The sequence below is a fragment of the Thiobacter subterraneus genome (assembly GCF_055379455.1).
Map to the genome: position 1 here is coordinate 1,167,971 of NZ_AP042402.1, position 26,248 is coordinate 1,194,218.

Sequence of the window (26,248 nt, forward strand, 5' to 3'; positions counted from 1 at the left end):
GCATCGGTGCACTCAGCCCACCACGTCCGGCGCCACGGTGCCGGGGAAGGTGCCCTGGGCCACCTGTCGGCTGAGGTCCGGGGCCTGTGTCAGGCGCGCGTCATCCGGGCCGGAATAGATGCGCCGCAGGCGCAAATAGCCACCCCCCACCGAGAAGGGCTCGCGTCCCCGGGTGATCATGGGGGGCACACGATAGCCGGCCTTGCGGTAGGCCTGCACCAGCTCGTAGTGCGGATGGTGAATCAGAAACCTGCGCCGGCACTCCGGATCATTGAAGCACAACCAGCCAAAGAACCCCTCCCACCACCCAAAATAAGACTCGATCTTCCGCAGCGCGTCTTCCCACTCCTCGGCCTCGTAGGTCCTGGGGTTGACCTTGAACCAGGCCCGGGAATCGTGGACGTAATCGTCGAAAAGACGGACGATGGCCGCCGGCAGCCGCAGCGGTTCATCCCAGTCCCTGAGCAGCAGCTCCCATTCCGAAGCCCGTTCCCAGTCAATCTCGCGGGAAGTGTTCAGACGGGCTAACATGGCGAAGGGGTTGATAGGTGGACAAGACGACATGACTGACGGCAGCGAGTCATCCCGTTTTGCTTCTTGATGCAGTTGGCGCCATTCTTCGAAGAGCCTCAGCTCCTCGGCGAATTCCAGGTCGGCGCTCAGGAGATCGTTGCGATCCTCCTGGGTGGCGCGTTTGGTACTGGCGAGGTTTCTCAGACCTGTTCCATGCCGCAGCCGGCGCCAGCGAATGGACAGGCGCATTTGCTCACGCATGATTTCCCTGAGCGTGCCCTCCCGCGTGCGGCAGGCTGTCAGATAGGCGTTGAAGGCGGTGATGGTTTCCCGTGCAATCCGGAAACGCTCGTGGGCAGCCGTGCGCGCCCGCTCCAGTTTGAGGGGCATGCCCGAGAGACGGGCTTCCCGGTACATGACGGCCAGGGGGATGCGGGAGAGCAGGTCTGCCCCGTTGGCATCCACGCCGCGCCCCTGCTCCCCCGGACGGTAGCCCCCGCCCACATCCGAATGCACGCCGGGAAAGACGATCTCCTCCGCGCGCGCAGGCAGACGCCCCTCCCAGCTGATGGAATCCAGGGGAAAGGAACGCCGCACCTCATGGGCGGCCACCAGATGCAGGGTGCGTCCCACCTCGGGCGGAATGCGCAGCAGCTCATTGTGGGCCCAGGCGCCATGGCCGTCCCCCGCGACGGTGCTGGCGGCCAGGCCCACGGAGGCCACGGTGTCGAACAGGCCCAGAAAGTCGAAGGTGACCGGAAAGCTACCGAGGGACAGCCCCCCACGCCGCAGCCGCTGCGCATCCAGCTGGCACAGGCGCAGGAACCAGTTGGCAAAGGCGCGCGCCGCGGCCGCGCCCCGGGAGAAACCCACCACGCTCACGTAAATGCGCCCCACCCTGCCCGGATCGATCTTTTTGGGCTGCCCCGTCACCGGGTCCGGGATGTGGTGGCGAATGGACTCATGCAGCCGGCCCAGCAGTTTGTAAAGATGCCCTGCTGTGTTGACAAAGTCACCCTTTCCCAAATAGTAGTCACTGAACTGAGGCGGTGCCTTGAGGCTATCGGGGCTCAGATCAAGCCATACGCTCAGATCGCGAATTTCTTCCGGGGTGATCAGGGTCTGCCGGTGGAAGTAGCGGTTGACCGCATTGATGGCCTGGCACAGGGCCCAGACGAGGCGGCGCTCGCCCCAGCGCCCGAATGCCGCCCCTGCGGTGCGGTCCCACCCCTCCCCGGAATCCCCCATCTCCTCGAAGGGCGTGCCCACACCGGGAATGTAGATGCGGAAGAAGTTGGGATAGCGCGCCTCGTCGGGCCAGCGGATGTCAAACCGCAGCAGCTCCCGCGGCGCAATGGTCTGGCCCGGATAGGCATCGAACAACCGGGCCACATTGCTGTGGCTGCGATCCTGCCTCTCCTCGCTCACCGCATAGTTGTTGCGCGTGCCGTCGAAGAAAAACCCCAAAAACAGATTCTCCGTGCAGGATTCCCGAAAATCACACACAGGCGGGTGCTCCCGGAGTTCGAATGGGCTGAGATCATCCAGCTGCTTTTTCGTAAAAAACGCCTCTTTCAGGCTGGGCTCCGTTGCACTGAAATCAAGGGGCACCGCCAGCCTCGCTCTCATGGCCGCTTCTCCTCCAGCTGCTTGATCCGTTGCCTGGTCCGCTCGGCTGCCGTCGCAAAATTGCGCTTCAGCTTCGCGGCGTACGCGGGATCATCCGGGCCCGTGAAACCGTGCAGCGTATCGGGGCGCCGTTTCTGGTCTTCCTGCCAGGCCTCTCGGATCTCCTTCTCCGTCAGCTCCTTTGCCCCACTTTCGAACAAGGCCAGCTCGGCTTTGAGCTCATCCATCTCCTGCTGCCACAGCTTGCGCCTGTAGGCGAGGCTGGGCTGGGGCCAGTGCTTGAGCCGTCCCGGCCAGTCCACATGCCCCGGGTCCACATCACTCACCACCACCTCCACATCATCACCCCCGTAAAACACCGCCCACAGCATCCCCACCCGGCCCCCCGCATAAGGCGGCAGCTCAAACTCCCGCTCCGTGCGGGGCACGGCCTCCGAGCCTTCATACCAGTAATACCGCAGCCGCACCTTGATCCCCGGCCGCCACTGCCTGGGCAGCTTGTAGCAGCACATGGTCCCACCCGCTTCATAGGGCGCCAGCCCCGGTCCCCCTGCCGGGACTTTGGTTTCCGGGTGGATGAACAGAAACGATCCCAGCTCCTGCTCCGTGTAGTTGATCGCCGACACCGGCACCGCCACTTCGTCATCGGGCACGGAACAGCCCGCCAAGCACCCCAGCACCACCCCCACCACCCAGCCGCGCCTCATAGGCTTGCTCCTTTTCCGGTAAGACGCGTCAGCACCGCCTCCACCAGCCCCCGCCGCCCGGCCGGGGGCACGCAGGCCGAGCAGCCGGCCGTGATCGAGGAAAGGACTGGCAAAGTCCGCAAGCAGGGGGGAGAGGTCCATGGGCGCCTCGTTCGAGGCGGCCATTGTCTATGACAACGGGTTATGATGCAAGCATGATGATTGCAGCTGGCGCCTGGCCATTCCCGGCTCAGCCTTGCGGGGGATCGTCCCCGTAGTCCACCAGCTGCCAGGTGACCTCGACGGGGGTGTCTTCCGTGCCGCCCAATAGCCCCCCTGAGCCCCGGCGCGGGGCGGCTGGCCAGGCCATAGGGCATGGGGGCGCCGCGGGGGATGAAGCGGCGGCGGGGGTTGAGGCTGACGTCTTCGTTCAGGCACTGCCACAGGCCGCTTTCGGGGCAGAGGGCACAGCTGGTGACCCGGGTGCCCAGGGGCAGGCGCGGCGGCGGGGTGGCGGCCGCGCCCTTGCCGGGCCCCGTGGGCCGCAGGCGGATGGAATTGACGATGGCGTCGAACAGGCGGATGGCCTGCTCGTCGGTGAGGGAGGGGGGGACGTGACGGGCCCATTTGTCCACCTTGCGCGCATCGCCGGTGGCGAATTCCAAATGGATCTGGGGCCGCCAGATGGAGCGGGGCTCACCCAGCGCCTCCCAGACGAAGTGATGGGTGGAGTAACCCTGCCCCGTGGGCAGGGTTTCGAGCACCTCCTGTCCGGCAAATGGTCCCACCATCCGCTCTCCCTTGCGCAGCATGCCGATGTGGCTGGCGGCCCAGGCCAGGGCGGCAGGAAAGGGCTTGCTGATGCGGGACAGCAGCGGGGGATCCAGCTTTTCCCCATTGGTGCGTGCATACACGGTGATCAGCACATCCGGCCAGCGGGGGATGCGGAAGCTGATGCCTGCCCGCTCGTAGTGGAACTCATCGCCGGCATCGGCGATGAAGCCCTCCTCGAGGCAGAAGCCCGGCTCGGTGGGGATTTCCTCCGGCAGGCGGTAGCGCAGCTTGGGGAGGAGTTTGGTTTCCAGGCGGGCAAGCACGGAGTCGATTTTCTTCTCGTTGAACGCCGTTTCCGACATGGAATACAACATGCCCTTGTCCAGTCGGTAGGCTTCGAAACCGAAGGTGGTTAACGTGATAAGGGGCTTGTTGAGCTTGAACACCCGCGCATGGGGAAAGGGACGGCGGGACTCGACTAGGCTAAATTCTTCTTCGTGCTTGCCCGCCCGAAGCTTGGCCTCCCGCTCGGCCATGCGCTGCTCGAACAGGGCGGGACCACCGCCCAGCCGCTCGCTTCGGATCTCTCCGAACATGTACTCGTAGCTTTGGCCGCTCACCACGGCCTCCTGGGGCACGTCGATGAGAAAGCGCCCAAAACAGACGGTGCGCATGCCGGTCATGTCATCAGCGCCCCAGGCGAGGGGGCCGAGGAGGCAGAGGACGAGCCAGCAGAGCCATCGGGACATGGGAAGCGCTCCTTCTTCGATTGGGGCAGTTCAGTCACGGGTGTGCCCTGCGCCACCAGGCGGGCGATGCAGTAGCAGACGTCGTTCCACAGCCCAGGCAAAGAACATAGACGCGGAAGAAGTTGGGATAGCGCGCCCCGTCGGGCCAGCGGATGTCAAACCGCAGCAGCTCCCGCGGCGCAATGGTCTGGCCCGGATAGGCATCGAACAGCCGGGCCACATTGCTGTGGCTGCGATCCTGCCTCTCCTCGCTCACCGCATAGTTGTTGCGCGTGCCGTCGAAGAAAAACCCCAAAAACAGATTCTCCGTGCAGGATTCCCGAAAATCACACACAGGCGGGTGCTCGCGCAGTTCGAAGCGGCCGAGAGTTTTATCGTCCTCTTTCGTGAAAAAAGCTTCCTTCAAGCTGGGATCCGCCGCGCTGAAGGGCAGGGGCTTCGCCAGTGTCGCTCTCATGGCCGCTTCTCCTCCACCTGCTTGATCCGTTGCCTGGTCCGCTCGGCTGCCGTCGCAAAATTGCGCTTCAGCTTCGCGGCGTACGCGGGATCATCCGGGCCCGTGAAACCGTGCAGCGTATCGGGGCGCCGTTTCTGGTCACCCTCCCACGCCTCCCGTATTTCTTCCTCCGTCAGGCCGCGCGCCCCGCTTTCGAAATCCGCCAGATCCCGTTTCAGCCGGTCCATCTCCTGCTGCCACAGCTTGCGCCTGTAGGCGAGGCTGGGCTGGGGCCAGTGCTTGAGCCGTCCCGGCCAGTCCACATGCCCCGGGTCCACATCACTCACCACCACCTCCACATCATCACCCCCGTAAAACACCGCCCACAGCATCCCCACCCGGCCCCCCGCATAAGGCGGCAGCTCAAACTCCCGCTCCGTGTCGGGCACATTTTCCGAGCCGTAGTACCAGTAGTACCGCAGCCGCACCTTGATCCCCGGCCGCCACTGCCTGGGCAGCTTGTAGCAGCACATGGTCCCACCCGCTTCATAGGGCGCCAGCCCCGGTCCCCCTGCCGGGATTTTGGTTTCCGGGTGGATGAACAGAAACGATCCCAGCTCCTGCTCCGTGTAGTTGATCGCCGACACCGGCACCGCCACTTCGTCATCGGGCACGGAACAGCCCGCCAAGCACCCCAGCACCACCCCCACCACCCAGCCGCGCCTCATAGGCTTGCTCCTTTTCCGGTAAGACGCGTCAGCACCGCCTCCACCAGCCCCCGCCGCCCGGCCGGGGGCACGCAAGCCGAGCAGCCGGCCGTGATCGAGGAAAGGACTGGCAAAGTCCGCAAGCAGGGGGAGAGGTCCATGGGCGCCTCGTTCGAGGCGGCCATTGTCTATGACAACGGGTTATGATGCAAGCATGATGATTGCAGCTGGCGCCTGGCCATTCCCGGCTCAGCCTTGCGGGGGATCGTCCCCGTAGTCCACCAGCTGCCAGGTGACCTCGACGGGGGTGTCTTCCGTGCCGCCCAATAGCCCCCCTGAGCCCCGGCGCGGGGCGGCTGGCCAGGCCATAGGGCATGGGGGCGCCGCGGGGGATGAAGCGGCGGCGGGGGTTGAGGCTGACGTCTTCGTTCAGGCACTGCCACAGGCCGCTTTCGGGGCAGAGGGCGCGGCTGGTGACCCGGGTGCCCAGGGGCAGGCGCGGCGGCGGGGTGGCGGCCGCGCCCTTGCCGGGCCCCGTGGGCCGCAGGCGGATGGAATTGACGATGGCGTCGAACAGGCGGATGGCCTGCTCGTCGGTGAGGGAGGGGGGGACGTGACGGGCCCATTTGTCCACCTTGCGCGCATCGCCGGTGGCGAATTCCAAATGGATCTGGGGCCGCCAGATGGAGCGGGGCTCACCCAGCGCCTCCCAGACGAAGTGATGGGTGGAGTAACCCTGCCCCGTGGGCAGGGTTTCGAGCACCTCCTGTCCGGCAAATGGTCCCACCATCCGCTCTCCCTTGCGCAGCATGCCGATGTGGCTGGCGGCCCAGGCCAGGGCGGCAGGAAAGGGCTTGCTGATGCGGGACAGCAGCGGGGGATCCAGCTTTTCCCCATTGGTGCGTGCATACACGGTGATCAGCACATCCGGCCAGCGGGGGATGCGGAAGCTGATGCCTGCCCGCTCGTAGTGGAACTCATCGCCGGCATCGGCGATGAAGCCCTCCTCGAGGCAGAAGCCCGGCTCGGTGGGGATTTCCTCCGGCAGGCGGTAGCGCAGCTTGGGGAGGAGTTTGGTTTCCAGAGCCTGGAGCACCGAGTCGATTCCGCTGGCGCTGACGCCATTTACCGCGGTCGAATACAACATACCCTTGTCCAGGCGGTAGCCCTCGAAGCCGAAACTGCGCAATGTGCTGAGTTGGCTCGTGAGTTTGAAGAGCCTGGCCTGCGGAAAAAGCCGCCGCGTCTCGACCAGAGCAAAATCGTCCTCCGGCTTCCTTTTGCGTAACAGCGCCTCCCGCTCGGCCATGCGCTGCTCGAACAGGGCGGGGCCACCGCCCAGCCGCTCGCTTCGGATCTCTCCGAACATGTACTCGTAGCTTTGGCCGCTCACCACGGCCTCCTGGGGCACGTCGATGAGAAAGCGCCCAAAACAGACGGTGCGCATGCCGGTCATGTCATCAGCGCCCCAGGCGAGGGGGCCGAGGAGGCAGAGGACGAGCCAGCAGAGCCATCGGAACATGGGAAGCGCTCCTTCTTCGATTGGGGCAGTTCAGTCACGGGTGTGCCCTGCGCCACCAGGCGGGCGATGCAGTAGCAGACGTCGTTCCACAGCCCAGGCAAAGAACATAGACGCGGAAGAAGTTGGGATAGCGCGCCCCGTCGGGCCAGCGGATGTCAAACCGCAGCAGCTCCCGCGGCGCAATGGTCTGGCCCGGATAGGCATCGAACAGCCGGGCCACATTGCTGTGGCTGCGATCCTGCCTCTCCTCGCTCACCGCATAGTTGTTGCGCGTGCCGTCGAAGAAAAACCCCAAAAACAGATTCTCCGTGCAGGATTCCCGAAAATCACACACAGGCGGGTGCTCGCGCAGTTCGAAGCGGCCGAGAGTTTTATCGTCCTCTTTCGTGAAAAAAGCTTCCTTCAAGCTGGGATCCGCCGCGCTGAAGGGCAGGGGCTTCGCCAGTGTCGCTCTCATGGCCGCTTCTCCTCCACCTGCTTGATCCGTTGCCTGGTCCGCTCGGCTGCCGTCGCAAAATTGCGCTTCAGCTTCGCGGCGTACGCGGGATCATCCGGGCCGGTGAAACCTTGTAGCGCATCCGGGCGTCGCTTCTGGTCTTCCTGCCAGGCCTCTCGGATCTCCTTTTCCGTCAGCTCCTTTGCCCCACTTTCGAACAAGGCCAGCTCGGCTTTGAGCTCATCCATCTCCTGCTGCCACAGCTTGCGCCTGTAGGCGAGGCTGGGCTGGGGCCAGTGCTTGAGCCGTCCCGGCCAGTCCACATGCCCCGGGTCCACATCACTCACCACCACCTCCACATCATCACCCCCGTAAAACACCGCCCACAGCATCCCCACCCGGCCCCCCGCATAAGGCGGCAGCTCAAACTCCCGCTCCGTGTCGGGCACATTTTCCGAGCCGTAGTACCAGTAGTACCGCAGCCGCACCTTGATCCCCGGCCGCCACTGCCTGGGCAGCTTGTAGCAGCACATGGTCCCACCCGCTTCATAGGGCGCCAGCCCCGGTCCCCCTGCCGGGATTTTGGTTTCCGGGTGGATGAACAGAAACGATCCCAGCTCCTGCTCCGTGTAGTTGATCGCCGACACCGGCACCGCCACCTCGTCATCGGGCACGGAACAGCCCGCCAGGCACCCCAGCACCACCCCCACCACCCAGCCGCGTGTCATAGGCTTGCTCCTTTTCCGGTAAGACGCGTCAGCACCGCCTCCACCCGCCCCCGCCGCCCGGCCGGGGGAAGTCCCGTGGCTTCCTGCAGAGCGGCCACCACTGCCCCCCATGCCCGGGACGGGGGAATCGTGTGAGGGACGCCAAGCTGCGCCAGCCATTCGTCTGCTTCGGCGTCCGCCAACAGGCGCTGCACCTGTTCCTCCCGCAGACCCGGTTGCTCCGCCGGCGGCACCCCGCGGCCCCGCCATGGCAGGGGCGACCAGCCGCCCTGCCGGTCGAGATGATGGAGAGCCGTGACGGGCCCCAGAAACGCTGCGCGCTGGTCGTCGTCCATACAGGCAAGCACGTCGGGCAGCCGGCGGCTGTCGGCAAAGCGCAGATGCAGTGCCATGCCATCGACCCTGACCACACACCAGCGGGACAACCGGGCGGCCTGCGCGGCTAGGGTTTCCGTCGTGATGAATGCGCTCAACATCGGATAACCCTCGCTGTCGCGCACCAGCGCCTCAATAGCGTCTCCTGCCGCCGCCACGTCCACCAGGAGGGGCGAGACCGCCAGCGCCTGCCGCCCCCTCCAGCCCGCGTGCTCGAACAGCAGCGCCCGCACGGAGGGAGCCGTCTCCCGGGCCCATGCCGCCCATTTCGGCCGGAACGCAGCATCCACCAGCAAATGGAAGCGGGCGCCGGGGGGGCGCTGCGCCATCGACTGCCGCCACGCGGACCAGAACGACGGCCCATAGGGATCAATCAGGAATTCCATGCGTCACGCTTCCAGCCGGACGAAGGGCCGGCCCGACGCCAAAGCCTTTTTCAGACACTCCACACACAGCTGCGCCGGCAGGGGCGGCAACGCCAGGGGCTCCCCCGCCGGGCCGGTGAAGACATGTTTGCCCGCATGCTGGGTGTGGCTGCCGGTAGTCTGGCTGGTGATGCCGTTCGGCCCCAGGGTCATGCCGGCCCCTTCGGCCACCAGGGTGATCTTCGGTGCCTGCAGGAGAATTTCCTCCAGGGCGCTGAGATTGACGTCGCTGGCCGAGAGGATGATGACATCATCCCCCTGCGCCTCGATGCGGAGCTTGCCGGCGGCGGCGACGAGGGTGAGGCCCAGGCGCCGGGCGAAGAGGGAGATGGCCTCTTTGGCCCGCACGGCCAGGCGCCGGCCCAGGCTCAGGTTGGCATCCTGCTGGGCGACGAGGTCCAGCTGACCCGCCGCCAGGTTCATGTCCGCCGGTGTAGCCAGGGCCATGCCCCCGGGGCTGCTCGCCGCGATCAGCGGCTGACCCCCGCCCTGGCCTTCGGGGGCGGTGTTGGAGCCCCCCTCCCACTGGCGCAGGGCGTCGTGGAGGCGGTCCTGCAGGCTGGTGTCGGTCTCCCCGGCCCGGTGGGCCTGGGCCTCGCGGGCGAGCGCCCGGGTGAGCGCCGCGGCGGCCTCGAGTTCGGCCAGGAGTCCCGCCCGGGCGAGCTGAGGCCCCTGGCCCCGGGGCTGGGCCTCGGTGGACAGCAGCAACCCCCGCCCGGCCCGGAGGGCGCCACTGGCATCGGTGCGCAGCTCGAAGCCCTCGCCCCGGGGGGTGCCTTCTCCCTCCCGCCGGGGGTGGATGAGCCAGCCCTGTTCCAGACTGGTGGCCCCATGGTCGGTGGCCAGCCGCACCCGCAGCTGGCCGGTGGTGTCGTCGAAGAGGAGTTCACTGGCCCCGCCGCCCCGGTATTCCCGGCTCACCATGCCCGAGAGGGTCTTGTGGGCAGGCAGACTGCCCTGGTGGCTGAAACGGGGCGGGGGCTGGCGGCCGTTGTGCAGCACCCCCACCACCACCGGCCGGTCGATGTCGCCTTCCAGGAAGTCCACCAGCACTTCCTGCCCCACCCGGGGCAGGCTCTGCCAGCCATAGCCGGCCCCGGCCGCGGGGACGGCCACCCGCACCCAGGTGGAGGCGGTCTCGTCGCGCAGGCCATGGCCGTCTTCGGGCCGCTGCCAGTGGAAACAGATGCGCACCCGGCCCAGGGCATCGGTGTAGATCTCCTCCCCCGGCGGGCCCACCACGGTGGCAGTCTGGGGCCCCCGGCTGGTGGGCTTGGCGTGGGACGGCCCATACTCGGGCACCGCCGCCGTGCCCGCAGGCAGACAGCTGGCCTGCAGGTCATACAGGGGGGTGTCCTCGGCCGTGAGGTTGTTGCGGGCGGCAATCTTCAGCGCCGTGACCAGGAAGCGGCCCGCCTGGACGGGGTGGTCCAGCAGATCGAAGTGCACGCCCACCCCCAGGGCGCGCACGTGGCCGCGGGCGGTAAAGCGCCGGGCAGCGGCCTCACGCGCGGCCTGGCGCAGCCGGGCATAGCGGGCAAGCTCGGCGGCATCGCCATAGTAGAGGGTCTGGGGGTCGTAGGCTTCCAGGTGGGCTTCGATGGGCCGCGCCCGCAGGCTGTCCGCCTCACCCTGGAGGCGGGCCACCTGTTTGTATTCGAAACTCGCCAGGCGACTGGTGCCGCTTTGTACGCGCTGGTCCTCCCAAAAGCCGGTGAGGCCGTCTTCGGTCTCGGCGGCATCCTGGCGGTGAAAGCGCACACCCCCCAGGTGGGGCAGCACCGCCTCGTCGTCGAACAGAATGAGGGTGTGGCGGGGAATCTCGCCGGTGGTGTCGAAGCGGTAGGTGGTGCGGATGCCTTCTTCCCGCAGCAGGCGGTCGAGGAAGGCCAGGTCGCTTTCCCGGTACTGGAGGCAATAGGAGCGCCGGGGGTAGGAGCCGGTGAGTCGGTCTTCCAGGGTGAAACAGGCACCGATCAGGGGCTGGGCCCGGTGTTCGGCCAGCACCGCCGCGACGATCTCGGGCACGCTGCGGTCCTGGAACACCCGGCTGCCCCAGCGCTGGCCGGTAAACGCCAGGGCAGGCTCCACCACCAGACGGTAGCGCCCGAAGCCGCCGTCGCTGCCCAGCCGGCCGGCTTCGGTGATGAGGCCGCACAGGGGGCGGTGGCGGCCGTCGGGCAGCAGGATGTCCACCCCCAGGGCCTGGCCCAGCCAGGCTTCGGTCTCAAGCCCCGCATCGGGGCTGAGGCAATGGAGCTCATAGCGATAGCCCCGGTTGAAGGCTTCAAAGCCTGCCAGCCGCTCGATGACAAGCCCACCCGGGGCGATGCCCATCCCCGGGCCGCAACGCAGGCCGAGCAGCCGGCCGTGATCGAGGAAAGGACTGGCAAAGTCCGCAAGCAGGGAGGAGAGGTCCATGGGCGTGTCAGCTTTGCAGGGCGAAGCGCATGTCCGCGGCGTCCCGTTCGGCAGGGCGTGTGTGGAGCCAGCAGTTGTAGCCGAGGCGACAGCCCGGCGCCGCACTTGCGTCGAGCACCGGCGCCGGGATCGCGTCGCGTCTCAGGATCAGCACCACCTCGCAGGCGAGGACGGCACCCACGCAGAAATGCACGAGCTCCCGCAAGGCCACCGCACCACGGCTGCCTGGGGTGAGATCGGCAAAGCGCGCTCCGTCCAGCGGCCCCAGGTGCATGCGCAGGGTGTTCTGGCGGTCCCAGACGCGCTCTCCACACACTGCATCTTGCCCCAGTTGGCAGTTGGCACGGCCCAGCCGACTCTGCTCCACGGCACCCAGGTGCTGCCAGGTGCCGACGAACTGCTCGATGCGCACGGCCACGCCAAAATAGCCGCGAATCAGGGCGGCAAGGTTCTCTGCGGACACGGGTCTTTGCGCCAGCAGACCTGCGTAAAAGGCGAACAGGTTGGGCGGCACACCCGCCGAGCCGGCATGCAGCCGCTGCTGCAGGGCCGACAGACCCACGCCCACCAGGTCCATGAGGTTGCGCGTGAAGCCACCCTGCCCGCCTGCTTCGTAGGTCGCGTGGAAGCGGTATTTTTGCCATGCGTGGTAGAAGAGGGTGATGGCACGGTGGGAGAACACATCGAGGAAGGCATGGGCGGCTTCGTCGCGGTGTTGCTGCCGCCGTTCGATGAGGAGCTCCGTGTAGCTGGTGGGAAGCGTGCCGGAGGGACCCGTGAGCCCCATGAAACCCACGGTGAGGTGGAGGGAGTCCTGCTCTGGTGTGGATTCGACCTCGATGATCTCGCTGGCGGGAAACGCAAGAGAGGCGGGCGTGCGGAAGCGCACATTGGCAGGCACGCCCTGCACACCCTGCGCCCGCGCCAGCAGATGCACGGCCTGGGGAAAGCGGAAGCGGAAGCCTTCCTGCCGCAGCTCGGCAATCAGATCACGATGGCTTGCCCTGCCCGTGCCGGCCATTGGGCGATCTCCCGTCCCTGTTGTTTGGAATGCAGATGCAGGCGGGTAAAGCTGTTCGCGCTGCAGTAGAGGGCGAAGAAACGCTCCAGCACGCTGCCGAACAGATAGGTGCCCGCTCCCACGAAGGCGTTCTCGTCCAGGCTGAGGGTGATGTCCATCCCCCGCACGAAGCCTGCGAAATGGGGGCCCGAGACCCGCGCCACCCCCGGCCGTGCCTCCACTGCGACGATGCCCTGGATCTGGCGTTTGCCACTCTGGTCACGGCCCAGGTCGTACAGGCTCAACATTTCCCGCAAGGCCTCGCCTCCGTCCGCCACCAGGGACAGATGGTTGAGCGCGAGATGGGAGATGAGCCGCCAGTAGAGTCCGCGCTTGGCCGGCGGGCGCAGCGTGGGCGCAGGCTTGCGCAGCGCGCGCACCCGGTTCACCACCGTATTGCCGGGCAGGGTGAAATCCGCGTGGCTGCCGGCTGCGCTGCCCCCGAAGGGAATTTGTTCCGGCAGGTCGCGGTTGCTGCAGGTGAGTTCCAGGGACAGCACCTCGGTGGCCGGACGCGTGGGGCGAAAGTTGAGGTCGGTGAACACGATCTCCACTTCCGTTCCCCGGTCGTTTTCCCGCGGTGAAGGCTCACGGGTGGCGTACCAGAATGCGCCGTCCTGCGCCGATGCACTGCCGTGGCAGACCGAGTAAAAGGGCGGCACCCGCCGTGCGCTTTCCATGGCCTCGGTTTTCTCCACGGCCGTGACCGCATCGATGGCGATCACTTCGTAGGCCAGGGGCCGCCGCCCGTCCGGGACCACCGGGTAGCTGGTGCGGTGATGGGTGAGGCGTACCGGTTCCGCCGGCTGGCGGAACAGGTTGATGGCGGGCGTGCAGCCCAGCCGCAGGTTGGCGGCGTTCAGGCTCTGCATGAGGCGGACGTGTCGCTCCCCGTCCCCGTAGCCGGACAGGAAGATGCGGATGCGCAGCTCGGTGCCCAGGACCTGCCCGGCGGCACGTTCCAGGTCCAGCAGGTCCACGAACAGGAATTTCTCCGGGCAGGCGAAATATTCCGTGAGCAGCGGGTAGCCCGGGAAAGACCGGTCATCGTAGTCCAGCATGCCGTCTTCCGGCGCGAAGCCCACGGGCGCGATGGCTTCCGCCGGCAGGCGTGTGGTGCGGCCTGGATCGTCGGCTGCGTCGCCCACGTGTATCGCAAGCGTGCGGGTGAGCAACAGCTCGTAGAGCAGGTGCATGAGGCCGGGCTCGCCATCGAGGAAGAAGCGCAGCTGAGTGAGCCCGACGACATGGACGGGCAAGCCTCCCTGGGTACGGAAATCCAGTGTCAGCGCGGCGGCGGCCGCCGGGGCGAGACGGCGCAGGTGTTCCGAGGCCTGGACGTGTTCCAGACGCGCCGAATGCAGGGTGAGCGGATAGAGGTCCACCGGATAGCAGGTGCGGAAGCGGCAGGCGATGCCGCCCACCGGCGGCGAGAGCACCTGCTGGTGGCGCGGCAGGTGATAGCGTCCGCCCACCTGGGGGGCGGCGGCATCCATCTCGAACTGCAGGATCGTCCAGGAGGGAAACGGCCGCGTGTAATGGGGATACAGGATTTGCAGGAAGGCCTCGCCGATTTCTGGAAACTCGTCGTCCAGCTTGCGCTGCACGCGGGCGGCGAGGAACGCGAAGGCTTCGATCATGCGCTCCACGTGGGGATCTTCGCACTGGTCCCCTTCCAGCAGCAGACGGCGCGCGATCTTGGGGTAGCGGCGGGCGAACTCCCCGCCCAGCTGACGCAGGGCGGCGAGTTCACGCTCGTAGTAGGGAAGCAGTGCCTCCAGCATGTCAGCCACGCTCCCTCAACCGGCAACGCTTGGAAGACAGCTCCAGCGTGGCATCGAAACTCACGGGTGGCCGATGGGGATGCACGCGCAGCACCGCATCCACCCGGAAGCGCAGCAGGCGCTCCAGCCCCTGGGGCGCCTCGAGGCTGACACGCACCTGGGACAGGCGCGGTTCGTGGCGTTCGATGGCACGCCGGATGTAGTCACGCAGACGGGCACGATCATCCGGATTGAGCAGGCTCAGGCTGCTGAGATCGGGAATGCCGAAACTCAGCACGGAGTCCCGTGCCTGGGGATAAGCCTCGATGTCCACGCCCGGATCGACGCAACGGGCGTTGAGCAGCACTTCCAGATCCCGCGCCACCGCGCGCTTGAAACCGGCGAGATCGGTATGAACGTTTCCGGCTTCCCCTTCCCGGCGCGGCGCGTCGTCCAGCAGTCGGTCCAGGACGGAAGGCATGAGCAGCGCCTGGCGAGTCGTGGGCAGCATCGCCTGGGTCACTCCGGTTTGTTGGGCACCGTGAGGGCTGACGTGGCCGTGGGCCGGCCCTGGGCCTGCAGCCGGGCGAGCTCGCTCACCCGGTCCTCCAGCAGCCAGGTGTAAACGAGGAACACCGTCGCCACGACGCCCGCCAGCAGGGCGTAGAACAGCCACAGGGGCAACTCGTGGCGCACGTACTGCTGGAAACGGTGGGGCAGTTTCCAGTTGGGCGCGAACTCGGCGCGTCCGCCCCGGGCATTGGTGATCTCCTGGCCGATGCGGGTGATGAGATAGTCGAGCTTCTCCCGGCCCTCCAGCAGATACTTGCCCTGGAAACCCAGCAGCAGGCAGGTCTGGAAGACTTCCAGCGTTTCCAGATTGGCCACCGGGTCCAGACGCAGCGCTTCCAGCCGGTCGAAGAAGCGCTCGCCCGCCAGGTGTTCCCCAAACAGGCGCAGCTGCAGGGGCGCACGCTCCCATTCATCGCGCAGCGGAAAATCCGAACCGAGGATGATCTCGTCCATCACGGCGCAGATGGCGTACTTGGCGTCCTGGATCGCCTGGGCCGGCTTGCCGAAGTTGCGTGCGTTGTGCTCGAAGTCCTCCAGCGCCCGTTCCACGCGCTGGGTGAACTCCACGGCACTGGCCGGGCCGTTGCCGTTGCGCAGCAGGAACAGGAGATAGATGGCGTCCTCGAGCATTTCCTTGAGGGTGGGCACCCGGCCGGGCAGGGTCAGGGGCGGGGCAGTGAGTGCGTTCATCAAGACTCCTCGGCAAAAGGCTTAGCGGAAGGCCGCCAGCAGTTCCAGCTTCATCTCGGGCAGCGCCTGCGGCACATACAGGCAGATGCTGCGGGCCTTGAGCATGCGTTCGTAGATCGCGCCATGGGGTTCCAGCGCGAAGTAGTGGTTGCCCACGCGCACCGGCAGCGCCACCGGGGTCTGCGTGGCGTACGCAAGCTTTACGCCGGGCAGCGCGGAATTGAGGATTTTCTCGACGTCGTCCGGCGCCCCCACCTTGAGCTTGGCCGGCAGGGTTTCCATGACCTCGGCAGTGGGCATGTCGGTGCTGACCGAGAGGTAGAAATCGGCGTTCTCCAGCAGACGCTCGCTTTCCAGGCGCCCCACGTAAAAGGACGGTTTGGTGTTGAGCAGGGGAATCACCGCATAGCGGCTGGAGATCACGGTTTCCAGTAGCTCCCGGATCAGGCCGTCCAGCTCGGCGAAGGTGGTGCCCAAGGCTTCGTGCCGGTAGAGAGGCAGGTCGTTGAGCCCCAGGTTGGAGGAGAAAGTGAGCAGCTCACCACCCAGCTGGGCCAGCGCCAGATAGAGCTGCTCCGGGTGGCTGCGGGGATGGCGCAGGAGGTGGTTGAGCAGCGGGAAGCTGCGGTTCACCGTGTGCAGCAGCCAGAACGAAGCGATGTCCGATGTGCCGTATTCCACCACGCTCTTGACCCGTTCCCGGTGTGCCGCGGTGAGTGCCTGGCTCTTCACCAGCAGAATGTCCAGCAGGCGGCGCAGCATGAGCTCAAGCCACGGCGCAGCGCCGATCTCCACCAGGGGCGGCAGGTAGCGCTCGTCCTGCTCCCAGTTGCCGGTGGCATTGCGCACCAGCCGCGCAATGGGCAGCGCCTGATGACCGTCACGGTTCTCCTCTTCCAGCAGGAGGCAGGTATTGGCACGCAGGGCCGTGATCTCCGCTTCCAGGGCGTGGGTGTGGAGGTCCGCCACCCGTGTGGTGTCCATCACGTAGCGGGGCGGCCGCGGGCTCGTCCCGCCGCCTGTACCGGCGTTGCCACCAAAGGCATTGAGAAGGGGCAGGCAGGCATAGACCGTGGTCTCCACCCCCACCTGGGGCAGGCTATCCAGCTGGCGGGCTGGCGGCAGAGGCTCCGTGCCCGGGGCGTCGATCACGGTGCCGTCGGCAAACACCAGCTCCAGCCGGTTGAGGCGCAACAGACCGGCCTGCAGGGCATCCGCGTCCAACTCGACACGGCGCACGCCCCAGGGATGGGCGTGGGTCAGGCGCATGCACTCCGCCAGCCGTCCCTCGAAATAGAGTTCCTGCTGCTGGAAATGCTGGGGGCGCAGGAACATTCCCTCGCCCCACAGGATGCGGTTGACCTGGGGCATGGTCAGGAGCGGGGCGTGGAAGCCGTCTGGGACTTGGCCGGCGCGGGCGCGCCCGTGGTCTTGGGAACCTTGGGCCGGCTTCGTGCCGGCTTCCTGGAATTGGTTGGGACCGGTGCTTCCATTTTGCCGGGCTTGGCCCCGGCCTCCGGCTGCGCCGGTGCGTTGTTTGCCGCCACCACCGGTTCGCAGTCGAGGGGAGCATTGGCGGGCTGGCCGGGAATCGGCGCCGGCTGGGGACGGAGGAGACTCAGGTAGCAGTCCCTGGCGCGAAAGGCGAGCCCGTCCCGGCGCACCGCGTCGGCCTCCACCAGGTAGCGCCAGTAATGGGGATGGGGCCGGCGGAAGAACGCCACCACGCCCAGGTAGCGCGTGTCCTCGCGCAGTGTCTGGCTGCTGGTGTGGGTGGCACCCGGCACCAGGACCACTTCGGTTTTCTCCAGCAGATCCGTCCCCAGCAGCTCGCTTTCACTGCGGCCCGAGGCCAGGGTATCGAAAGTGAGTTTGGAAAATTCGGCGGGTGCCTTGAGCTGGTAGAGACGCACCACCACCGAAAGCGGTGCGCCGCTGGCATCGCGGTTCACTACCGGATCCGCTTCGCCCTGAATTTGATAGCTCTTGGAGGTGCTGGCACAGCCAGCGAGCAGTCCGGCCAGGAGCAGGGCGGCCGCACGGAACAGCCCCGGACGGGCCCGCTGGCACGACAGGCGCACATTTCGCTGAAGCTTCATGGAATCGCTTTCCGACTAGCAAAGGGTTGAGACGGGGACATCGTTCCTGAACAGGGGAACTTGGTCACCGGCGGCAGATGATATACCATTGTGCTACGACAATGGAATATCCGGTATGCCGATGTCCCCGTTGCCGCGAGGGCGCACGCCCCGCGCCCTTCGCCTTCTCGACCCGCCGGTGCCGGCCTGTCTGCGCCTGTTGTTGGGGCCGGCTGCGCTGGTCTTCACGGCCTGCAGCCACACGTCACCCGCCACGCCGGTGGCCACTGCCGGGCCACCTGCTTCCCCCGCCGAGAACGAAGTCTGGCTGCCACTGCCGCGTGAAGACGCCCTCACACGCCTGCGCCATCCGCCTGCCTCGGGTCCCCTCAAACCCCGGCCGTTGCCGCCGGATCCCGCGGCACCGGGCGTGGTGGAGTGGAAACTCACGCCCCCTGTCACCTCCTACGTGGAATGCGGCACAGCACGCGTGACGGAGCCTGGACTCAGGCAGCGGGAACTGCCCCTGGCCAGGGATTTCCAGCAGTTTCGCCAGCGTATCCGCGGTGTCGACTACACCGTCTGGCGGAGCATGCAGCTCACCGTGCTCACCCGCATCGAGATCCTGCCCCCGCTGGATGGGCAAAGCGGCACCCGGCTGCGGCTCACGCCGCGTTTCGAGCTGTCCCGGGAACGGCTGGTGACCGGCGCGGGAGAGAAACCGCGCCTGTCCCGGGACACCATCCAATTCGCCGCCGGGGAGGTCGCGGCCTTTGCCCATGCGCCCCAGCCCTGTCGCTCCACCGGACGTCTGGAACAGGAACTGCGTCAGCTGCTGGCCGCCCTGGCCCAGGCCCCGCAGCCCCTGCCGGGAACAGCCGCGCCAGGCAAGGCCACGCGCCGCACGCCACGGCCGCCCCTGCGGGCAGCCAGGCGTGTGGCCGACCGCGCGCCCAAGGCCCCAGCGGGCCCCCGGCCCAGGCTGGCGCGCCTGGGAGAACAGTCATGACGCCAGCGGCCCTGCTCGCCCTGATGACCGTGCTGGCGGGCCTGCTCGCCGGCCTCAGCTGGCTGGCCTGGCGCTATTTCCTGATGCCGCCGGCACCACCCGTCCGGCCGGCCCCTGCGCGGCTTGCCTCATCCCGCTTGCGCGGCCGGGCCGGCTGGCTGGCCCAGCCCGCCTTCCCGCTCGCTCTGGTCTGCGCCGCCCTGGGCATTGGCGCCGCGGGGCTTCTGGGCCGGCACATGGATTTCGCGCCCGCCTCCCTGGCGTCCTTCTCCCAGGGCGAGCACATCCGCCATGCCCTGCGCCCGGAAAGCCTGGTGCCACCTCCGCCGCTGCCGCCTTCGGTATTCGTGGGGACGGAACGGCCGGAGCTGGCAGCAGCCGACCGCGACTGGAACAAGCTCGACCCTGTCTTCCTGCGCCAGGTGCTGGTGCTGCTGGCCCGGCTCGAGGCGCGGGGCTATGGCTTCACGCTGCTGGAAGGCTGGCGCAGTCCCGAGCGCCAGGAATCCCTGGCCCAGGCGGGGCCCCACGTGACCCAGGCGCGCGCCATGCAAAGCCGCCACCAGTTCGGGCTCGCGGCCGACCTCGCGCCCCTGCGCGATGGGCGGGTGGTGATCTCCGAACGCGACCCCTGGGCCTGGCAGGCCTATCAGGCGCTGGGCGAGGAAGCCGAAGCTCTGGGTCTGACCTGGGGCGGCCGCTGGAACCTGCGCGACTACGGACACGTGGAAGCGCCCATCCTCTCACCCCGAACCGGATCTTCGTGAACCCCATGTCCACCGATCTCAAGGCCCTGATTGCCAAGCTCAACCCCGTCACCCGCCAGGCCATGGAGGCGGCGGCGAATCTCGCTCATGCGCGCACCCACTTCGAGGTGGACGTGGAACACGTGCTCCTCGGTCTGCTGGAACACGAAGACAGCGACCTGGCGCTGATCCTGCGCAGCCTGAAGGTTGACCGCACCGACCTGGAACGGGATCTGGAGCAGGCCCTGGCGACGCTGCGTACGGGCAACCATCGCCACCCGGTGCTCTCCCCCATCCTGCCGCGCTGGCTGGAATCGGCCTGGCTCAAGGCCAGCGTGGAGTTTGGCGTCGATACGCTGCGCAGCGTCCATCTCCTGCTGGCGCTCCTGGAAGACGAGGAGGTGGCGCGCCACGTGAACGGCGCCGTGACGCGTCTCACGAAGCTGCCCGTGGCAGGCCTGCGCGCCCGCCTGCCGGGCATCCTGCGCAGTTCGCGGGAGGGCGCGGCCGCTCCCACCGCGGAAGTGCCGGAGCCGGCCACGGCTGCGCCGACCCCGGCCCTGGAACGCTACACCGTCGATCTCACGGCGCTGGCCCGTGCCGGCCAGATCGATCCCGTGCTGGGGCGGGACGAAGAAATCCGCCAGATGATCGACATCCTGCTGCGCCGGCGCCAGAACAACCCCATCCTCACCGGCGAGCCGGGCGTGGGCAAGACCGCCGTGGTGGAAGGACTGGCGCTGCGCATCGCCCGCGGTGAGGTGCCTCCGCCCCTGCGCGACGTGTGCCTGCGCAGCCTGGACCTGGGGCTGTTGCAGGCGGGGGCCAGCGTCAAGGGCGAGTTCGAAAACCGCCTGCGCGCGGTGATGGCCGAGGTGAAGGCGAGTCTTGCGCCCGTCATCCTGTTCATCGACGAGGCCCACACCCTGATCGGCGCGGGTGGCCAGGCGGGCCAGAACGATGCCGCCAATCTTCTCAAACCCGCGCTGGCGCGGGGCGAGTTGCGCACCATCGCCGCCACCACCTGGTCCGAGTACAAGAAATATTTCGAAAAAGACGCCGCCCTCGCGCGCCGGTTCCAGGTGGTGACAATCGAGGAACCGGACGAAGAGAGCGCCGTGCACATTCTGCGTGGCCTGGCACCCAGGCTGGAACGGCATCACGGCGTGGTCATCCTGGACGAGGCCGTGGTGGAGGCCGTAAAACTTTCCAGCCGCTACCTAACCGGGCGGCAGCTGCCGGACAAGGCCATTGGCGTGCTGGACACCGCCTGCGCCCGTGTCGCGTTGTCCCGGGCTGCCCTGCCGCCTGCGCTGGAGCACATCGGGTGCCTCATCGAGAACACCCGGCGGGAACGGGAAGCCCTGGCGCGCGAAGGGGATGCGGCCCATGGCCCGCGCCTCGAGGCGCTGGCCGCGCGGCAAGAACAACTGGTGGCGGAACGCTCGCGCCTCGAGGCAGCCTGCGCCCAGCAGCGCGAGCTGGTGGCGGAGATCGACCGCCTGCGCAGCACACTCGCCCAGGCACCGGGCCCGGAGCCGGCCCAGCGCGCCCGGCTGGAGGCGTGCCGGCGCAGCCTGCGCGCCCTGCACCGGGACCTGCCCCTGGTGTACGACTGCGTGGACGGTTCCACCGTCGCCGAGGTCGTCTCGGCCTGGACGGGCATTCCCCTGGGCCGCATGGTGAGTGACGAGCTGGAGACCGTGCGCCGCCTGCAATCCCTGCTCGAGGAACGGGTGGTGGGACAATCCCATGCCCTAGCCACCATCGCCCGCCGCATCGCCATCGCCAAGGCCCGTCTGGAAGACCCCACCAGGCCGCTGGGTGTGTTCCTGCTGGTGGGGCCCTCCGGCGTGGGCAAGACCGAAACCGCACTGGCCCTGGCCGACGTTCTCTACGGTGGGGAGCGCAATCTCATCACCATCAACATGTCCGAATACCAGGAAGCCCACAGCGTCTCCGGCCTCAAGGGCTCGCCGCCGGGTTACGTGGGCTATGGCGAAGGTGGGGTGCTCACCGAGGCGGTGCGCCGGCGTCCCTACAGCGTGGTGCTGCTGGACGAAGTGGAAAAGGCCCACCCCGACGTGCTGGAGCTGTTCTTTCAGGTCTTCGACAAGGGCGTGCTGGAGGACGGCGAAGGCCGGGCGGTGGACTTCCGCAACACCATCATCCTGCTCACCTCCAACGTGGGCAGCGAGCGCATCATGCAGGCGGTGGCCCACGGCGTGCGGGTGGATGGGGTAAGCCGCGCGCCCACGCCCGAGGACCTGATCGACCTCCTGCGGCCCGAACTGCAGCGGGTGTTCAAACCGGCGTTTCTCGGGCGCCTGTCCGTGGTGCCCTACTACCCCATCGGCGAGGACGTGATGCGGCGCATCGTCACCCTCAAGCTGGAACGCATCGCGGCGCGGGTGCGGGACAGCCACGGTGCCCGCCTGCGCTACGATCCGGCGCTGGTGGACATGATCGTGGCCCGCTGCAACGAGGTGGACAGTGGGGCGCGCAACGCCGATGCCATCATCGCCGACACGGTGCTTGCCCGTCTGTCCGACGAAATCCTGGCCCGGCTGGCCGCCGGCGAAGGGGTGCGCGCCCTGCACCTCAGGCTCAGACGCGGCAGGCTGTCGGTGCGGGTGCAGTGAGCCCCATGACGAAAAAGCCGGCAGTGCCGGCTTTTTCGTTGACCACCGCGGCCCAGGCCGCGCCCGCCTGGTTCAGTCGTTGTCGAGGAAGGTGCGCAGACGCTCGGCGCGGCTGGGATGACGCAGCTTGCGCAGCGCCTTGGCCTCGATCTGGCGGATGCGCTCGCGGGTGACGTCGAACTGCTTGCCCACCTCTTCCAGCGTGTGGTCGGTGTTCATCTCGATGCCGAAACGCATGCGCAGCACCTTGGCCTCGCGCGGGGTGAGGGATTCCAGCACCTCGCGCGTGGCTTCGCGCAGACTGGCGTAAACCGCCGCATCCACCGGCTGCATGGTGGAGACATCCTCGATGAAATCCCCCAGATGGGAATCCTCGTCGTCGCCGATGGGCGTCTCCATGGAAATGGGTTCCTTGGAGATCTTGAGGATCTTGCGGATCTTCTCCTCGGGCATTTCCATCTTCTTCGCCAGCAGGGCGGGATCGGGCTCCTGGCCGGTTTCCTGCAGGATCTGGCGCGAGATGCGGTTCATCTTGTTGATGGTCTCGATCATGTGCACCGGGATCCGGATGGTGCGCGCCTGATCCGCGATGGAACGGGTGATGGCCTGGCGGATCCACCAGGTGGCGTAGGTGGAGAACTTGTAGCCACGCCGGTATTCGAACTTGTCCACCGCCTTCATGAGGCCGATGTTGCCCTCCTGGATCAGGTCCAGGAACTGCAGGCCGCGGTTGGTGTATTTCTTGGCGATGGAGATCACCAGGCGCAGGTTGGCCTCGATCATCTCGCGCTTGGCGCGGCGGGCCTTGGCCTCGCCGGTGGACATCTGGCGCGAGATTTCCTTCAGGTCCTTGATGGGGATGCCCACCTTGGCCTGCACCGCGATCAGCTTCTCCTGCTGGTCGAGAATGTCGTGCTGGTAGCGCGCCAGCTGTTCCACGTAGGGCTTGCGCGCACGCATTTCCTGCGCCAGCCAGTCGCGGTTCACCTCATTGCCCGGGAAGGACTTGATGAAGTGGGCGCGCGGCATGCCACACTTGTTCACACACAGGTCCATGATGGCACGCTCGTAGGTGCGCACTTCCTCCACCAGCCTGCGCACGCTGTCACACAGATTCTCGATCTGCTTGGCGGTGAAGCGGATGCCCATGAGCTCGTTGGAAATCTGCTCCTGCAGTTTCTTGTAGCTCTTGCTGTCGGGCCCGTTCTTCTCCAGCGCCCGGATCATCTTGTTGTACAGCTGGCGGATGGTGGCGAAGCGTTCCAGGGCATCGGCCTTGAGCTGCAGCAGGCTGGCCGACTGCACGCCGCCGGACTCTTCCTCGTCCTCTTCCACCTCGTCGGCTTCCATGGAGGCCTCGTCCGCCTCGGCCATTTCCTCGCTGACTTCCTCCATGTGGTTGGGGTCGATCAAACCATCCACCAGCTCGTCGATGCGCATTTCGTCGCGCTCGACCTTCTCCGCCAGCGCCAGGATCTCGGCGATGGTGGTGGGACAGGCGGAAATCGCCTGGATCATGTGCTTCAGGCCGTCCTCGATGCGCTTGGCGATCTCGATCTCGCCTTCCCGCGTGAGCAGCTCCACCGAGCCCATCTCGCGCATGTACATGCGCACCGGGTCGGTGGTGCGGCCGAATTCGGAATCCACGGTGGACAGGGCCTGCTCGGCCTCCTCCACCACGTCTTCGTCCGCCACCGCCGGGGTGCTCTCGGTCATGAGCAGGGTCTCGGCATCGGGCGCCTCGTCGAAGACGTTGATGCCCATGTCGTTGATCATGGCCACGATGCTCTCGATCTGCTCGGCATCGAGCATGTCGTCCGGCAGGTGGTCATTGATCTCGGCATAGGTGAGGTAGCCGCGCTCCTTGCCCAGGACGATCAGATTCTTCAGGCGCACGCGCCGATCGTCGAGCTCGTTGGATTTGGTGTCCTGCTTGTCGTGTTCGCTTGCCATGTCTGCCTGAATCCGGGTTAGGTTTGTCACTGCGCCGAAAAAACCGCGTATTGTAGCCGATTTTCGGCTGTTCGCCCACAGCCTTTAGGTGCGGCGCATCGCCGCAAGTTCCCGGAGCAAAAGCTGTTTTTGCTCCGGGGTGAGCCCCTGGCTGCGTTCCAGGGCGAGCAGCCGGTCGATGCGCCGGCGCCGCGCGGCCTCGTCGATGCGCGCCAGGGCGTCGGCGAACTCCTGCTCCAGATCGAAGCCCTCGTCGAGCAGCAGGGCTTCGGCGGCCACCTCCTCCAGCAGCCGGCCGGCTTCTGAATCCCGGAAAGCCTCCAGCAGCTGGGCGCCGGTGACCACATGGGGGTTGGCCGTGAGATATGCAAGCACCTCACCCACCAGCCTGCCTTCCCCATCCTCGGCGAAATCCGCCTCCCAGGTCACCCCCCGCCCCAGAGCGGGCCGCGCAAGCAGCAGGCGCAAAAGCTGGCGGTTGCGCGACGGCGCCCGGCGCACGCGCGGCGCGCCACGGCTTGGCGCCCCTTCCCCAGCGCCTTGCCCCCGGGGGGCGGCAGGCAGAAGCGCCGCCAGTTCCTCCGGACTCAGTCCCGCCAGCTCCGCGAGACGCTTGCGCAGCAACAGGGCCAGGGCCGGTGCCTGGACCTGCTCGATCAAGGGGCGCGCCTCCCGGATCAGACGGGCGCGCCCTTCCTCGCTCTGGACGTCGTTGCGCGCCGCGAGCTCGCGCAACAGGAACTGGCTCAGGGGCAGGGCCTGGGCGAGCTGGGCCTCGAAGGCCTGCCGTCCCTGGGCGCGGATGAAACTGTCCGGATCTTCCCCCTCCGGCAGGAACAGGAAGGACAGCGCCGCGCCGTCGGTGAGGGCGGGCAGGCTGTTTTCCAGGGCACGCCAGGCAGCGCGCCGCCCCGCCTCATCGGCATCGAAACAGAACACGATGCGGTCGGCCAGCCGCAACAGCCGCTGCACGTGATGGGGCGTGGTGGCCGTGCCCAGGGTGGCCACGGCATATTCCACGCCATGCTGGGCCAGGGCCACCACGTCCATGTAGCCCTCCACCACCAGCACCCGTCCCGCATCGCGGATCGCGCGGCGCGCCTGGGCGAGGCCATAGAGCTCATGCCCCTTCTGGAACAGGGGCGTCTCCGGCGAATTGAGATATTTGGGCTCGCCCTCCCCGAGCACCCGGCCGCCGAAGCCAATGACGTTGCCCCGCTGATCCAGAATGGGAAACATGATGCGATCCCGGAAGCGGTCATACCGCCGCCCCCCCTCGGAATCGATCACCAGCCCCGCTTCCGCCAGCACCGGGGACGCGGCATAGTCGGGAAACACCGCCGCCAGGTTTTGCCAGCCCTCCGGCGCGTAGCCGATGCCGAAGCGCGCGGCGATCTCGCCCGACAGGCCGCGCCGCTTGAGGTAGTCGATGGCCCGGGGCGAGGCCTTGAGCTGCTGCCGGTAGTAATGCAGGGCCTGGGTGAGCACCCCACGCATGGCGGCGAAGCGCTCGCCGCCCGCAGCGGGGCCGCCGGCACGCGTTTCTTGCGGCACGGTCAGGCCGAGCATTTGCGCGAGCTGCTCCACCGCCTCGGGAAACCCGATGCCCTGGTATTCCATGAGAAAACCGATGGCCGTGCCGTGGGCGCCGCAGCCGAAGCAGTGATAGAACTGCTTGCTGGGGCTGACGGTGAAGGAAGGCGTCTTCTCCTTGTGGAAGGGGCAGCAGGCACTGTAGTTGGCCCCTGCCTTCCTGAGGGGCACGTAACGCCCCACCACCTCCACGATATCGACGCGCTGCAGCAGCTCCTGGATGAAGGACTGGGGAATCATGAGCCGCCGGAAAGCCTGGGGGCGGCCGGCGCCGGCCGTGCCACGTGGGTCTAGGCGGACAGACGCGCCTTGACCAGCGCGGAAACCCTGCCCATGTCGGCGCGGCCGGCGAGCTTCGGACGCACCAGATTCATCACCTTGCCCATGTCGGCCACGGCCCTGGCGCCGGTTTCGGCGATGGCCGCGTCGATGATGGCTTCCACCTCCGCGTCCGACAGGGGCTGGGGGAGATAGGCCTTGAGCACCTCGATCTCGAATTTCTCGGCGTCGGCCAGATCCTGCCGGCCGCCCTTCTCGTACTGGGCGATGGATTCCCGGCGCTGCTTGATCATTTTTTCCACCACGGCGATCACCTGGGCATCGTCCAGGCTGACCCGCTCATCCACTTCCCGCTGCTTGATGGCCGCCAGCAGCAGCCGCAGGGCGGACAGGCGCGCGCTGTCTTTGGCGCGCATGGCCTGTTTCATGTCTTCGGTGATACGGTCCTTGAGGCTCATGGC

21 protein-coding genes and 1 pseudogene are annotated in these 26,248 nt (G+C 67.2%); 3 read left to right on the forward strand and 19 right to left on the reverse strand.

What is annotated here, in order from left to right:
* Nucleotides 1-12: 12 nt before the first annotated feature.
* The 16 genes from ACZ42P_RS05850 to tssJ are packed head-to-tail and all read right to left on the reverse strand — an operon-like array spanning nt 13 to nt 17,586.
* On the reverse strand, nt 13-2,142 hold the full coding sequence (locus ACZ42P_RS05850; protein ID WP_464899145.1) for a T6SS phospholipase effector Tle1-like catalytic domain-containing protein: 2,130 nt from the start codon (nt 2,140-2,142) through the stop codon (nt 13-15).
* Nucleotides 2,139-2,849 (reverse strand): DUF3304 domain-containing protein, encoded by a 711-nt coding sequence (locus tag ACZ42P_RS05855; protein ID WP_464899146.1) that lies wholly within the window; start codon nt 2,847-2,849, stop codon nt 2,139-2,141. The genes ACZ42P_RS05850 and ACZ42P_RS05855 overlap by 4 nt, the downstream gene beginning before the upstream one ends.
* A complete protein-coding gene (locus ACZ42P_RS05860; protein WP_464899147.1) occupies nt 2,846-4,351 on the reverse strand; it encodes a T6SS immunity protein Tli4 family protein in 1,506 nt (501 codons plus the stop codon). The genes ACZ42P_RS05855 and ACZ42P_RS05860 overlap by 4 nt, the downstream gene beginning before the upstream one ends.
* Before the next feature lie 34 nt (nt 4,352-4,385).
* Complete coding sequence (locus tag ACZ42P_RS05865; RefSeq protein ID WP_464899148.1) at nt 4,386-4,808, reverse strand: hypothetical protein; 423 nt, start codon at nt 4,806-4,808, stop codon at nt 4,386-4,388.
* Entirely contained in the window at nt 4,805-5,515 is a 711-nt protein-coding gene (locus ACZ42P_RS05870) for a DUF3304 domain-containing protein (RefSeq protein ID WP_464899149.1), read from the reverse strand. Before ACZ42P_RS05870 ends, ACZ42P_RS05865 begins: the two co-directional genes overlap by 4 nt.
* A 28-nt stretch (nt 5,516-5,543) precedes the next feature.
* Complete coding sequence (locus tag ACZ42P_RS05875) at nt 5,544-7,016, reverse strand: T6SS immunity protein Tli4 family protein (protein ID WP_464899150.1); 1,473 nt, start codon at nt 7,014-7,016, stop codon at nt 5,544-5,546.
* Nucleotides 7,017-7,050: 34 nt separating this feature from the next.
* Nucleotides 7,051-7,473, reverse strand: coding sequence for a hypothetical protein (locus ACZ42P_RS05880; protein ID WP_464899148.1), 423 nt, complete (start codon nt 7,471-7,473; stop codon nt 7,051-7,053).
* Nucleotides 7,470-8,180 carry a DUF3304 domain-containing protein gene (locus ACZ42P_RS05885; protein ID WP_464899151.1) on the reverse strand — a complete coding sequence of 237 codons (711 nt, stop codon included), beginning with the start codon at nt 8,178-8,180 and terminating at the stop codon, nt 7,470-7,472. The genes ACZ42P_RS05880 and ACZ42P_RS05885 overlap by 4 nt, the downstream gene beginning before the upstream one ends.
* A complete protein-coding gene (locus ACZ42P_RS05890; protein WP_464899152.1) occupies nt 8,177-8,941 on the reverse strand; it encodes a DUF4123 domain-containing protein in 765 nt (254 codons plus the stop codon). The genes ACZ42P_RS05885 and ACZ42P_RS05890 overlap by 4 nt, the downstream gene beginning before the upstream one ends.
* 3 nt (nt 8,942-8,944) lie before the next feature.
* Entirely contained in the window at nt 8,945-11,401 is a 2,457-nt protein-coding gene (locus ACZ42P_RS05895) for a type VI secretion system Vgr family protein (protein WP_464899153.1), read from the reverse strand.
* Nucleotides 11,402-11,408: 7 nt separating this feature from the next.
* Nucleotides 11,409-12,422, reverse strand: coding sequence for a type VI secretion system baseplate subunit TssG (tssG, locus tag ACZ42P_RS05900; RefSeq protein WP_464899154.1), 1,014 nt, complete (start codon nt 12,420-12,422; stop codon nt 11,409-11,411).
* Nucleotides 12,386-14,245, reverse strand: a complete 1,860-nt coding sequence (tssF, locus tag ACZ42P_RS05905) for a type VI secretion system baseplate subunit TssF (protein WP_464899372.1) — start codon at nt 14,243-14,245, stop codon at nt 12,386-12,388. The genes tssG and tssF overlap by 37 nt, the downstream gene beginning before the upstream one ends.
* 1 nt (nt 14,246) lies before the next feature.
* A complete protein-coding gene (gene tssE, locus ACZ42P_RS05910) occupies nt 14,247-14,735 on the reverse strand; it encodes a type VI secretion system baseplate subunit TssE (protein ID WP_464899155.1) in 489 nt (162 codons plus the stop codon).
* An 8-nt stretch (nt 14,736-14,743) separates the two neighbouring features.
* On the reverse strand, nt 14,744-15,487 hold the full coding sequence (gene icmH / locus ACZ42P_RS05915; RefSeq protein ID WP_464899156.1) for a type IVB secretion system protein IcmH/DotU: 744 nt from the start codon (nt 15,485-15,487) through the stop codon (nt 14,744-14,746).
* Between the two features lie 21 nt (nt 15,488-15,508).
* Entirely contained in the window at nt 15,509-16,858 is a 1,350-nt protein-coding gene (gene tssK / locus ACZ42P_RS05920) for a type VI secretion system baseplate subunit TssK (RefSeq protein ID WP_464899157.1), read from the reverse strand.
* 2 nt (nt 16,859-16,860) lie between these two features.
* On the reverse strand, nt 16,861-17,586 hold the full coding sequence (gene tssJ / locus ACZ42P_RS05925; RefSeq protein ID WP_464899158.1) for a type VI secretion system lipoprotein TssJ: 726 nt from the start codon (nt 17,584-17,586) through the stop codon (nt 16,861-16,863).
* A 121-nt stretch (nt 17,587-17,707) separates the two neighbouring features.
* Between tssJ and ACZ42P_RS05930 the strand changes: the two genes are divergently transcribed.
* From ACZ42P_RS05930 to tssH, 3 genes are read left to right on the forward strand one after another with little or no spacing between them, the layout of a single operon-like run.
* A complete protein-coding gene (locus ACZ42P_RS05930) occupies nt 17,708-18,574 on the forward strand; it encodes a hypothetical protein (protein ID WP_464899159.1) in 867 nt (288 codons plus the stop codon).
* The gene (locus ACZ42P_RS05935) at nt 18,571-19,341 is read left to right on the forward strand and encodes a M15 family metallopeptidase (RefSeq protein ID WP_464899160.1); all 771 of its coding nucleotides are present in this window, start codon (nt 18,571-18,573) and stop codon (nt 19,339-19,341) included. Before ACZ42P_RS05930 ends, ACZ42P_RS05935 begins: the two co-directional genes overlap by 4 nt.
* Nucleotides 19,342-19,346: 5 nt before the next feature.
* Nucleotides 19,347-21,962, forward strand: a complete 2,616-nt coding sequence (gene tssH / locus ACZ42P_RS05940; protein WP_464899161.1) for a type VI secretion system ATPase TssH — start codon at nt 19,347-19,349, stop codon at nt 21,960-21,962.
* Nucleotides 21,963-22,034: 72 nt separating this feature from the next.
* Here the strand turns inward: tssH and rpoD are convergent.
* The 3 genes and pseudogenes from rpoD to ACZ42P_RS05955 all read right to left on the reverse strand — a co-directional run.
* Nucleotides 22,035-23,918 (reverse strand): annotated as a pseudogene (gene rpoD, locus ACZ42P_RS05945) (RNA polymerase sigma factor RpoD); the annotation flags it as partial.
* Nucleotides 23,919-23,999: 81 nt separating this feature from the next.
* The gene (gene dnaG, locus ACZ42P_RS05950; protein WP_464899162.1) at nt 24,000-25,748 is read right to left on the reverse strand and encodes a DNA primase; all 1,749 of its coding nucleotides are present in this window, start codon (nt 25,746-25,748) and stop codon (nt 24,000-24,002) included.
* 50 nt (nt 25,749-25,798) lie between these two features.
* A complete protein-coding gene (locus ACZ42P_RS05955) occupies nt 25,799-26,245 on the reverse strand; it encodes a GatB/YqeY domain-containing protein (RefSeq protein ID WP_464899163.1) in 447 nt (148 codons plus the stop codon).
* Between the last annotated feature and the right edge of the window lie 3 nt (nt 26,246-26,248).

What these genes read in the sequence shown, in the direction of transcription:
- ACZ42P_RS05880 (WP_464899148.1), bottom strand. Translation starts at nt 7,473, where the DNA reads ATGAGAGCGACACTGGCGAAGCCCCTGCCCTTCAGCGCGGCGGATCCC.
- tssF (WP_464899372.1), bottom strand. Translation starts at nt 14,245, where the DNA reads ATGCTGGAGGCACTGCTTCCCTACTACGAGCGTGAACTCGCCGCCCTG.
- ACZ42P_RS05955 (WP_464899163.1), bottom strand. Translation starts at nt 26,245, where the DNA reads ATGAGCCTCAAGGACCGTATCACCGAAGACATGAAACAGGCCATGCGC.
- ACZ42P_RS05875 (WP_464899150.1), bottom strand. Translation starts at nt 7,016, where the DNA reads ATGTTCCGATGGCTCTGCTGGCTCGTCCTCTGCCTCCTCGGCCCCCTC.
- tssE (WP_464899155.1), bottom strand. Translation starts at nt 14,735, where the DNA reads ATGCTGCCCACGACTCGCCAGGCGCTGCTCATGCCTTCCGTCCTGGAC.
- tssK (WP_464899157.1), bottom strand. Translation starts at nt 16,858, where the DNA reads ATGCCCCAGGTCAACCGCATCCTGTGGGGCGAGGGAATGTTCCTGCGC.
- ACZ42P_RS05860 (WP_464899147.1), bottom strand. Translation starts at nt 4,351, where the DNA reads ATGTCCCGATGGCTCTGCTGGCTCGTCCTCTGCCTCCTCGGCCCCCTC.
- icmH (WP_464899156.1), bottom strand. Translation starts at nt 15,487, where the DNA reads ATGAACGCACTCACTGCCCCGCCCCTGACCCTGCCCGGCCGGGTGCCC.
- ACZ42P_RS05895 (WP_464899153.1), bottom strand. Translation starts at nt 11,401, where the DNA reads ATGGACCTCTCCTCCCTGCTTGCGGACTTTGCCAGTCCTTTCCTCGAT.
- tssH (WP_464899161.1), top strand. Translation starts at nt 19,347, where the DNA reads ATGTCCACCGATCTCAAGGCCCTGATTGCCAAGCTCAACCCCGTCACC.
- ACZ42P_RS05865 (WP_464899148.1), bottom strand. Translation starts at nt 4,808, where the DNA reads ATGAGAGCGACACTGGCGAAGCCCCTGCCCTTCAGCGCGGCGGATCCC.
- ACZ42P_RS05885 (WP_464899151.1), bottom strand. Translation starts at nt 8,180, where the DNA reads ATGACACGCGGCTGGGTGGTGGGGGTGGTGCTGGGGTGCCTGGCGGGC.
- dnaG (WP_464899162.1), bottom strand. Translation starts at nt 25,748, where the DNA reads ATGATTCCCCAGTCCTTCATCCAGGAGCTGCTGCAGCGCGTCGATATC.
- tssJ (WP_464899158.1), bottom strand. Translation starts at nt 17,586, where the DNA reads ATGAAGCTTCAGCGAAATGTGCGCCTGTCGTGCCAGCGGGCCCGTCCG.
- ACZ42P_RS05890 (WP_464899152.1), bottom strand. Translation starts at nt 8,941, where the DNA reads ATGGAATTCCTGATTGATCCCTATGGGCCGTCGTTCTGGTCCGCGTGG.
- ACZ42P_RS05935 (WP_464899160.1), top strand. Translation starts at nt 18,571, where the DNA reads ATGACGCCAGCGGCCCTGCTCGCCCTGATGACCGTGCTGGCGGGCCTG.
- ACZ42P_RS05870 (WP_464899149.1), bottom strand. Translation starts at nt 5,515, where the DNA reads ATGAGGCGCGGCTGGGTGGTGGGGGTGGTGCTGGGGTGCTTGGCGGGC.
- ACZ42P_RS05850 (WP_464899145.1), bottom strand. Translation starts at nt 2,142, where the DNA reads ATGAGAGCGAGGCTGGCGGTGCCCCTTGATTTCAGTGCAACGGAGCCC.
- tssG (WP_464899154.1), bottom strand. Translation starts at nt 12,422, where the DNA reads ATGGCCGGCACGGGCAGGGCAAGCCATCGTGATCTGATTGCCGAGCTG.
- ACZ42P_RS05855 (WP_464899146.1), bottom strand. Translation starts at nt 2,849, where the DNA reads ATGAGGCGCGGCTGGGTGGTGGGGGTGGTGCTGGGGTGCTTGGCGGGC.
- ACZ42P_RS05930 (WP_464899159.1), top strand. Translation starts at nt 17,708, where the DNA reads ATGTCCCCGTTGCCGCGAGGGCGCACGCCCCGCGCCCTTCGCCTTCTC.